The following is a 7354-nucleotide window of genomic DNA, read 5'->3' as shown; positions in this document are numbered from 1 at the left end:
GGGGCGTCTTATGAGCTTGCTGTCACCCTTTGACGTGGTGATATGGATGACGGATGGCTGGCCACTGTATGAATCCCGCCTGAAGGGAAAGCTGCACGTAATCAGCAAGCGATATACGCAGCGAATTGAGCGGCATAACCTGAATCTGAGGCAGCACCTGGCACGGCTGGGACGGAAGTCGCTGTCGTTCTCAAAATCGGTGGAGCTGCATGACAAAGTCATCGGGCATTATCTGAACATAAAACACTATCAATAAGTTGGAGTCATTACCCACCGGTTGCTACCGGATTTTTTGGATCGCTGCTCCATTCGTACCAGCCGCCGTCATACACGGAAACATTCTTCCAACCCATGGCGCGTGCGTACATAAAGGTTTCGGACGCGCGCCAGCCGGTGCCGCAGTAGAATGAAACTTGCTGCTCTGGTTTGATATTCCACGCTTTCCACATAGCGGTAATATCATCGGCGCTGCGCATGGTGCCATCCGGGTTATGAAAATCTTCCATATGCGTCGAGTCGCTACCAGCGTGTCCCCAACGTGCTCCGGCTATTTCACCTTTTGGTTTAATATAGCTGTAACCGCTGGTCGTACCGATAAATTCTGGCCACGAACGAATGCTCACCAGCGATGCATCCTGGCGATGCAGCAGTCCACGGGCCTGTTCCATATCGAGCATCAACTGCGGTTGTGCCGGGATCTTCACGCCGAAATCCGGTTCCGCTTTCACTTTCGGTGGCGTTCCTCGCTCAACAGGCAGTCCCGCGTCGGACCAGGTTTGCCAGCCGCCATCCAGCAGACGCACATCTTTCACGCCTGCGTAGAGCATAATTTGCGCCACACGCGCTCCAGCGTATACGTCACGCCCGTACAGAATGACCGTGGTGTCATGGCGAATGCCGTGTTTTGCCAGCATCGCTTTTAGTTGTTCATCAGAAACTTTGTTCCACAGCGGTTCGCTTTCCACTTCGTTGGTATCGATGTAGTCAGCACCGGGAATATGGCTGATAAGGTAAAGCTTAGGAGCGCCCCAGGCCGCTTCAATGACTTTCCAGTCACCGGCAGGTTTCGCCGTAACCTCTTTACCTTGTTGCAGGTCGTGCAGCCATTGCGGATAAACCAGCTGCTCAAAGTGCGGCAGTTTTTGTAGACGGGAAGGTTCGCTTAGCGCGTCACTCAGAATGGAGATATGCGTAAAACCTGCTTTTTGCAGTCGCGTTTTGACGGCGTCGACATCTTTGTCATTACCGTACAGCGCCACCGGGGCATCGGCTTTCAGGTTATGTTGCTTGATCCACGCGTTGAGCTGTTCGGTGCTCATTTTGTCGAGCCAGCTGGCAGAGAGGTTTAAGGCGGCAGGTTCATGACCAGAAGGGCCATTTAAGGTTTGTGGCCAGCCGTTATAAAACGCGCTGGGGCGAGTATCTATCGCTTTGCCATTTTGTTGTTGAAGCTGGTCAAGTGTAAGAGGCTTCGCCAGTTCAGCGGCCCACGAAGAAGCGCAAGCCAGCCCTAACGCCATTGCCAGCGCGGTCATTTGAGAAACACGTTTCATCGAAAATCCCGACATTGTAGTTTTGAGTGCGCCATTCTGAACTGACGCATTGAGAAAAACTTTGCGTTATCGCAGTTTGTTGTAATTTTCTGACCACTGCGCCATATCCAGAACAGAACTATCAGCAGGAACATCCTGGAGATCGTGCGTTACCTGAACGACGGGGATCGCCAGTTCGCGAACTTCGCTGAACACCCACTGGCGAAAATTATCGCGCAGAGCCACATCAAGACGGCTGAATGGCTCATCCAGGAGTAACGCTTTTGGCTGAGCGAGAAGGGCGCGCAGCAGGGCCACCCGCGCTCGCTGACCGCCTGATAATGTCGCAGGGTCCTGGTGATAAGTTTCAGCCAGTCCCGCTCGATCAAGCGCGTCTTTCACGGCATTGCGCCTGGCAGTCCCCTTGAGCGTCGACGGTAGCGCCAGCAGTAAATTTTGCCCGACGCTGAACTGGTCAAATAACAGTGCATCCTGGAAAAGAATGCCAATCTGACGCTGTGCGGTGGGTAGCATGTCAATCCGTTGCTCATTGAGCCATAGCTCACCTGTACAAGAAAACTGTCCAGCCAGTGCACCAATCATCCATGAAAACAGAGTGGATTTTCCACAGCCAGACGGCCCCATTAACGTGACGATGTCACCTTTATCAACCGTAAAGTTAACGTTTGTCAGCAAGCGGCTTTCTGGTAAACGTAGCGAAACATTTTTCACGCAGAGCATTAGCGGAGTCCTTGTCTGACATAACCTACCCATTTTGCGACTAACGCGGTCAGGGCAAAAATAATAAGCGGTAACAACAGTTGCCATAAAGCCTGGGCGGCGAGAATACCGTTGCTGCCGCCGCTGCTTAATGCCACCGCCTCAGTGGTGAGCGTCGGAAAACGCCCCGCGCCCAGCCACAGCGTCGGCATATACTGCGCAATACTGACTGAAAATCCCACCGCGAAGGCAATCAGCACAGGGCGCAACATGAGTGGGCATTTCACGTAAAAGAAGATTTTGGCCCGCGACCAGCCCAGTGTTTGCGCAATCAAAATTAACCGTGAATCAATGCACTGCCAGGCGGGTTGCAGGATAAACAGCATCCACGGCATTACCCACAGCAGATGCCCCCAGACCACCGCCGTCCAGCTTCCATCCAGGTTCAGCCATAGCGCCAGCGTGTACTGGCCCGCCACCAGTGGCAGAGCGGGCAATAGAATGGGCAACCATAGCCACAACTGGCGACGCTGTGGCCCCCATTCCAGCCACAGCAGTAACAGGAGCAAAGCGATGAATGTTGCTACCAGCCCCATTGTCAGACTGTTGATGAGTGCTTCACTATTGATCGTCGACTGATCCGCGAGGATCGCCAGCAGAACCACACACAGCACACCGGTTAAGGGTAAAAAACTCGCCAGCGTAGTGCCTGGTAATAAAGGTGTGGCAGGCTTGCGAATGCCATCTACGCGGGGAATAGTGCGCCGCCAGCTGCGCCATAGCAGATAGCTCAGCAAAACGTAGGCGGCGAGTAACAGCATCAGCAGCAGACTGGCGAGTGCGCCTTTCGTTTGTTGATCCGCGTCGCCCTGAGTTAACCACTGCCAGCTAATTACTGCCAGCGTCGGTGGATTACCTGGCCCAAGAATAATCGCCACATCCACGACCGAAAGCGACCAGGCAACAATCGCCAGCATCGCCATTGCCAGCGAAGGCGCGACGGAGGGCAACAGCAGCCAGTTCAGGCATTGCCAGCGGCTGTAGCCCAGCGAATCCAGCACAATGACCTGCTGCAACAGCCGTTTTTCGCTCAATACTGCCGCTAAGATCCACAGCAGAAATGCGCTTTCTTTCACTGCAAGGGTGAGGCCCAGACCGATGCCAAATCGGTCCATTGGCGGAGTGAAATACGGGAAATAGTCATATAGCAGCCCTCCGTCAGCAAAGAGCAGCAGGGCGCTGGTGGCAAAAGCCACATGGGGAATGGCGAGCAGCCACGGCAGACGGGCGCACATACGCTGCCATTTCGGCCCAGGCCATAGCGCCACAATCACCAGCAGGGCAATCAACAATGCCCCGACCGCCGCGATGGTTGTCGACACCAGCGTTGCCAGTAATGCATGCGGTAACTGTGGATCGGCAAATAACGCCTGCCAGTGTGTCAACGACAACGCAGGCGATATCAGCGTGAGAGCTGCCGGGATCAGCGGTGCATAAATCACCGCCACCATCGCCCACAGCAAAAAGATTAATGCGTACCGTAACGGCGTAACCATTCTTGTTCCAGTGCATTCACCCATCCTGCGTGCGGTTCAGCCAGTACCGGCGGCAGATCCTGCGGCATTCTTGATTGCAATATTTCGCGCTGCCCGTCAGGCAGTTTTTGCGGATCGAGAACAGAAGGATCGCCCCAGACAACGGGATCTGCTTTACGCAGTTGCGCATCGGGTGAGAGCAGAAAATTGGCAACTACCTTCGCCGCAGCACTGGCATTCGCGTTGGCTGGAATGGTGACGAAATGCACGTTGCCAATCATCCCCTCGCGAAAGCCAAAACTGTAACTGCTTGCCGGCAAATCGCAGCTGGCGATTTTTTGCTGCGCATGCGCGGGGTTAAAGGTCAGCGACAGGCGCAATGTGCCGGCTTTCAGCAGAGCATCCATCCGCGCGGGCGAAGGCGGGAAATCCTTTCCTTCGCGCCACAAATACGGATGCAGTGCATCAAGATATTGCCACAAGGGCGCAGTGACACGGGCGAAAGTCGCATCGTCCGGCGCTTCTTTTAATGCGGCGGGATCTGGCGTCAGCATAATCAGCAACTGTTCAAGAAACGCCGTGCCGGTAAAGTCCGGTGGGCGCGGATAAGTAACCGTGCCGGGATTGGCTTTAGCAAACTCCAGTAAGGCTTGCGGCGTTTGTGGTGGCTGTGGCGTAACATCGCGGCGGGCGATAAACGTCAGTTGTGCGCCGCCCTAGGGCGATTCCGCACCTTGTGTCGGCACTGAAAAATCTTCCCGCACCGGCAGCTGTGTGTCGACATAGCGCCAGTTGGGCAGAGTCTCCGCCCAGCCCGTTTGTAATAAATTGGCCTCTTTTAAGGTGCGGAAGTTTTCGCCGTTCACCCAGAGCAGATCCACCGAGCCGCCCGTTTTACGACCGGCAGCAGCTTCGGTCTGAATGCGCTTCACCGCGTCTGCGGCATCCGCGAGACGAACAATCTTCAGGTTTATAGCGTAATGGGTTTTCATCTCGCCGCTAACCCAGTCGAGATAGCGGTTAATTGCGGTATCGCCGCCCCAGGCGTTAGACCAGACGGTTTGCCCTTTGGCCTCATTTTTAATTTCCTGCCAGTCACTGGCATGTGTTGCCAAAGAAAACAGCGATAACAATCCCAGCAACCACCCACAATGGCGCATCTTCTCTCCTTAAGAACGTTTTTCCGGAATACGGCACAGCCCCTGAGCGGGAATGTCCATGGCAGAATTAAAACGAGCCGACAGGTTTTGCAGGCCGATCAATGCCGTCAGTTCGGTGAGCGCCTGAGCGTCAAAATGCGCAGCCAGTCGGGTACGCAGGGCATCATCGACTGTTGGCGGTGTGACGCTTGCGGCTTCGGCGTACTCCAGCGCCAGCCGTTCTTCATCGCTAAAGAGCGGGCTTTGCCGCCAGTCAGCCACTGCCAGCAGTTTATCGGTGCTGCCGGTACGCTCGGCGACTTTCATACTGGTGATATCCACACAAAACTCACACAGGCACATTTGCGCAATGCGCGCGCTGACAAGCGATCGCACTACCGGATCGAGCGGTGAGCGTTTGCGCTCCAGCCACCCAACAAACATTGACACCAAATAAAAGATAAACGGGATCCGCCCCCACCAGCGAATCGGGCTTAGCACCTCGCCGTAATGGCGACGATGCAGCCACGCCTGCGGACGTAAAATGAAAGGAATTTTGCTAAGCGGCGGTAAACCCATCAGTCATTCCTCTTCTGGCGCTCAAGCCATATTTTCTTCGCCATAAAAATCACCACGGTCAGGGCAAACAGAATAAACAGTCCGGTGACAAACCAGAAAGTACCGCCTGTTAACATGCTGCCCGCCCAGGAATAAACAATAGTCGCCGGTAATTGACCAAGCCCGGTGGCGATAAAAAACGAGCGAAAACGTATTGAAGTCAGACCGGCAGCATAGCTGATTGGATCGAAAGGGACAAAAGGCAATAACCGACAGACCAGGATGGTGTGTTTGCCGTAGCGAGTGAAAAAGCCGTCCATACTGTCAAGCACGGTTTTGCCGGTTAATTTTTCCACCACTTCGCGGCCCATCACTCTGGCGATAAAAAAGCACAGCGCCGCGCCGGCCATCGAACTGGTCCACGACAGCAAGCCGCCCCAGAACGCGCCAAACAGCGACGCATTGGCAAAGGTGATCAAAAACGCAGGTAGCGGTGCAGCAATGGCCTGTAAAGTCATCAACAAGAACGAGACAACTGCCGCCAGTGCGCCGTAAGACTGAATAAAGCGTTCTATACCCTGTTGGTCCACGGCGGCAAACGCCGCAACGCTGCGATTGATAAACTCATGGACGCCGGGAAGCAGCGCCCATGCGAGCAGCATAGCGAACAACAGGATGATGAGGGTTATACGGTAGTACCAGATTTTACGCGATTGCATCTTCATCATCCTTTATCCTGGCTTTATTCGGTGATTTTAAAGGTAACCGTTGCCAGCGTGTTATCCGCCGGGAGAACTGAGGCATTGCCTTTGAATTTCACTTCGCCGCGTTTTTCCACCGCACCATAAGTGTATGTTGCATTGCTGACGATGCCGACCGGGCAGCTATCCAGACACACCAGTCAACCCGTTTTCTTCTCTTCTGCTGCCGTTAAATTACCGCCAAAGCGCATGTCCAGTTTCTTGCCATTACTGTCAACAATCACTTCATCGAAGGAATACGCTTTTGCCGCCCCTTGCCAGTTGACCGAAATATCCAGTTTGCTGCCTGTGACATGAGTCGTTTCTTTATTATCCATCGTCATGTTTTCGCCCGGCGTACCACCTGCCTCTTTCAGGGCTTCATAAAATGCTTTCGGGGTCGCATAAGCCATAAACAGCGATTTATGTCCGTTGGAGCCATCTTTAAACACAATACCGTGACGAGTGTCGTCGGTGAGGAAACGACCATTAATTTGCACCAGCATGGTTACCGTATGGTTATTGGCATCGACGCGCAGCGGTTGGCTGTTCGAAAGTCCGTCGTATTCCACTTTTGCCGCCGCATTCTCTTTTTGATCGCAGCCGCTAAGCCCGGCAACAGCCAGTAAGCAGAGTGCAGCCAGTCCTTTTTTCCATGACACTGAATAATGTTGCGACATCGTTCTATCCTTCATTTTTTGGGTGAGTAAGCGGGCTGCGGCGCGAAGCAGACAGATCCACATGTTTGTGTCGGGCGTAGAGTTTTGCGAGCTGGACGAGAATAAACAGCGCCAGGCCCGCCAGACAGAGTTGTAAAATAAAGCGCAGCGGGTAATGACTCCAACTTACTGATAGTGTTTTATGTTCAGATAATGCCCGATGACCTTGTCATGCAGCTCCACCGATTTTGAGAACGACAGTGACTTCCGTCCCAGCCTTGCCAGATGTTGTCTCAGATTCAGATTATGTCGCTCAATGCGCTGAGTGTAACGCTTGCTGATAACGTGCAGCTTTCCCTTCAGGCGTGATTCATACAGCGGCCAGCCATCCGTCATCCATACCACGACCTCAAAGGCCGACAGCAGGCTCAGAAGACGCTCCAGTGTGGCCAGAGTGCGTTCACCGAAGAC

Annotated in this window: 6 protein-coding genes and 4 pseudogenes; 1 reads left to right on the top strand and 9 read right to left on the bottom strand. The window is 53.9% G+C overall.

What is annotated here, in order from left to right; translation table 11 throughout:
• Positions 1 to 256: IS1 family transposase (locus BFF42_RS07760; RefSeq protein WP_000474469.1), on the top strand; the 256-nt coding region annotated here is incomplete at its 5' end.
• Positions 257 to 266: 10 nt separating this feature from the next.
• On the opposite strand, the gene ynjE is transcribed toward BFF42_RS07760, so the two are convergent.
• The 9 genes and pseudogenes from ynjE to BFF42_RS07715 all read right to left on the bottom strand — a co-directional run.
• Positions 267 to 1553 (bottom strand): thiosulfate sulfurtransferase YnjE, encoded by a 1287-nt coding sequence (gene ynjE, locus BFF42_RS07755; protein ID WP_000832679.1) that lies wholly within the window; start codon positions 1551 to 1553, stop codon positions 267 to 269.
• 66 nt (positions 1554 to 1619) lie between these two features.
• Positions 1620 to 2273 carry an ATP-binding cassette domain-containing protein gene (locus tag BFF42_RS07750; protein WP_001299561.1) on the bottom strand — a complete coding sequence of 218 codons (654 nt, stop codon included), beginning with the start codon at positions 2271 to 2273 and terminating at the stop codon, positions 1620 to 1622.
• On the bottom strand, positions 2273 to 3808 hold the full coding sequence (locus BFF42_RS07745; RefSeq protein WP_000258513.1) for an ABC transporter permease subunit: 1536 nt from the start codon (positions 3806 to 3808) through the stop codon (positions 2273 to 2275). The genes BFF42_RS07750 and BFF42_RS07745 overlap by 1 nt, the downstream gene beginning before the upstream one ends.
• Positions 3781 to 4947, bottom strand: a pseudogene (locus tag BFF42_RS07740) (ABC transporter substrate-binding protein). The gene BFF42_RS07745 and the pseudogene BFF42_RS07740 overlap by 28 nt, the downstream one beginning before the upstream one ends.
• Before the next feature lie 9 nt (positions 4948 to 4956).
• The gene (locus BFF42_RS07735; RefSeq protein WP_000524080.1) at positions 4957 to 5505 is read right to left on the bottom strand and encodes a carboxymuconolactone decarboxylase family protein; all 549 of its coding nucleotides are present in this window, start codon (positions 5503 to 5505) and stop codon (positions 4957 to 4959) included.
• The gene (locus BFF42_RS07730) at positions 5505 to 6212 is read right to left on the bottom strand and encodes a TVP38/TMEM64 family protein (RefSeq protein ID WP_000977145.1); all 708 of its coding nucleotides are present in this window, start codon (positions 6210 to 6212) and stop codon (positions 5505 to 5507) included. Before BFF42_RS07730 ends, BFF42_RS07735 begins: the two co-directional genes overlap by 1 nt.
• A 14-nt stretch (positions 6213 to 6226) precedes the next feature.
• Positions 6227 to 6904, bottom strand: a pseudogene (gene ydjY, locus BFF42_RS07725) (lipoprotein YdjY).
• Between the two features lie 4 nt (positions 6905 to 6908).
• Positions 6909 to 7052 (bottom strand): annotated as a pseudogene (locus BFF42_RS07720) (TVP38/TMEM64 family protein); the annotation flags it as partial.
• A gap of 17 nt (positions 7053 to 7069) precedes the next feature.
• Positions 7070 to 7354: pseudogene (locus tag BFF42_RS07715) on the bottom strand (IS1-like element IS1X2 family transposase); the annotation flags it as partial.

Source organism: Shigella sp. FC1661, from assembly GCF_001712525.1.
Taxonomy (GTDB): Bacteria; Pseudomonadota; Gammaproteobacteria; order Enterobacterales; family Enterobacteriaceae; genus Escherichia; species Escherichia coli.
The sequence above is the reverse complement of the archived record's forward strand: the minus strand, read 5'-3'. Positions and strand labels throughout refer to the sequence as shown.